The sequence below is a fragment of the Thiocystis violacea genome (genome assembly GCF_016583575.1).
GTDB lineage: Bacteria > Pseudomonadota > Gammaproteobacteria > Chromatiales > Chromatiaceae > Thiocystis > Thiocystis violacea.
On the sequence record NZ_NRRG01000136.1, the window covers coordinates 1 to 1,479 of the forward strand.

The 1,479-nt window shown below is 57.1% G+C and carries 3 protein-coding genes; all 3 read left to right on the forward strand.

Annotated elements, in window-relative coordinates; all coding sequences use genetic code 11:
• Positions 1-146 precede the first annotated feature (146 nt).
• Positions 147-689, forward strand: a complete 543-nt coding sequence (locus tag CKO27_RS23775; RefSeq protein ID WP_200377387.1) for a restriction endonuclease subunit S — start codon at positions 147-149, stop codon at positions 687-689.
• A 126-nt stretch (positions 690-815) separates the two neighbouring features.
• Positions 816-1,076, forward strand: coding sequence for a UPF0175 family protein (locus CKO27_RS23780; protein ID WP_200377388.1), 261 nt, complete (start codon positions 816-818; stop codon positions 1,074-1,076).
• Positions 1,077-1,118: 42 nt separating this feature from the next.
• Positions 1,119-1,364, forward strand: coding sequence for a hypothetical protein (locus tag CKO27_RS23785; protein ID WP_200377389.1), 246 nt, complete (start codon positions 1,119-1,121; stop codon positions 1,362-1,364).
• Positions 1,365-1,479: the final 115 nt, after the last annotated feature.

Consider the following 1,479-nt stretch of genomic DNA (forward strand, 5'->3'; position numbering starts at 1 on the left):
CGCTTCTTCGGGCGAACACACCCCGCGCTGTTCGAGCAGATCCTCCTGCGTGTGCCCTTGCCGCCGCGACCGCGACGCCGACGGCCACGCCCGCCGAAACGACCCTATCTGATGCCGGTCGCGGCCTCAGGGCGGTGGTCGGGATAATGAACAAGGCCGACGAATCGATCAGCGGCAGTTTAGCTTGCGTCCGATATGGCGAGATCTACACGCAACATAATGACTATATCAAGGCATTCCACTCATGGATTTCACGCGATGTCGCGGCGACTGCTACGCGCTTAAAGCAAGGAGATATCTTGTTCGCAGGGTCTGGCGAGACCAAAGAGGAAATCGGCAAGTGCATTGCCTTTGTTGATGATGTGGAGGCTTACGCAGGTGGAGACATCGTGATACTCCGAAGCAAAGACGCCGATCCGTTGTTTCTCGGCTACTACTTGAACACGGTATCAATCAACCGGCAGAAGGCGAGCCGAGGTCAGGGTGATGCGGTCGTCCATATTAGCGCCGCTTCGTTGGCAGATATTCAATGCGCGTTTCCACCCGTGGCCGAGCAAACCGCCATCGCTGCCATCCTCTCCGACCTAGACGCCGAGATCGCCACCCTCGAAGACAAGCTCGCCAAGGCCCGCTGCCTCAAGCAAGGCATGATGCAGGAGCTGCTGACCGGGCGGATTCGCCTGGTATGACGGCGCCGAGGCATCCTTGAGCGGCCAGCGTTACCAGGCCGATGGCGTGCAGGGGGCCTGCCAACCTGGTTCCGATGACCATGTGCTCGCGAACGAGCCCGAAAGTCGAAGAGTCGCAGGAGAGCCATGAATATCTCATTTGCCGTCAACGACGATATCCTGTTGTCGCTGAAAGAAAATGCCCAAGAGTTCACGCGGGACATGCGGTTTCTGTCTGCCTTGATGTGGTATCGCAAACAGAAACTGTCCTTGGGCAAGGCCGCGGAGTTGGCCGGTTGCACCAAGCTGGAGTTCATCGAGCGCATGAAGCTCGAAAACGAAGCCGTCTTCACGTATGGCGATGAGCAGATGCGCGAGATTTTCGCCGACGTTGCGAAACTGTCATGATGTCATGAACGTCGATATCCACTGAATCGCTAAGGTGAACAGATGCAAGTGCAACGACAGTTTGTTGAAGTCACCGATCGGCGGCTGGTCATCGAGCTACCCGAATCCTTCGTCAATCATCGCGTCGAGCTGATCGCACTGACCGCCGATGACGACCTTGCCTCACAGCGCCCGCATCCTGGCGACCCCAGGATCGATAGCACCCTAACGCCTGTTGCTTGGGACGGGTTCGCCGAGGGGTTCACCGGTTTTAGCGAGGACTTTGGGATCGCGGGCGAATGGCACTAAGATAAGTCTCTCGATTTTTAAAAACAAACAGTTACAACCGCTGATGCGGTTTGCGGAATCGGTGTCCTCAGCGCTGTTTCTTCGGGTGGCCATGGTTACGGACCTCTTCCTGTGC